The sequence below is a fragment of the Bradyrhizobium sp. Ken01 genome, from assembly GCF_055807355.1.
Map to the genome: position 1 here is coordinate 1 of NZ_JBVVPC010000210.1, position 271 is coordinate 271.

Here is a 271-nt window from a genome sequence, read left to right on the forward strand (position 1 = left end):
TGAGCGAATCCGCACCCAGGCGTCGCCCCCTCGATCTCAACATCAGTTGGACCGATATCGGGCCTTTTCTTGCGCTGGCAGCTCTGCTGGTGGTCGGTTACCTCATCAACCCCGATTTCCTGTCCGCCACCAACCTCGCCAACGTCATCACCCGCAGCGCCTTCATTGCTATTATCGCGGTCGGCGCGACATTTGTGATCTCGTCGGGGGGGCTCGATCTTTCCGTCGGCTCGATGGCCGCCTTCATCACCGGCATCACCATCATGTTCAT

The 271-nt window shown here is 59.4% G+C and carries 1 pseudogene; it reads left to right on the forward strand.

Features of this window, described 5'->3' with window-relative positions:
* Positions 1-41 precede the first annotated feature (41 nt).
* Positions 42-271: pseudogene (locus AC0L3S_RS39375) on the forward strand (ABC transporter permease); the annotation flags it as partial.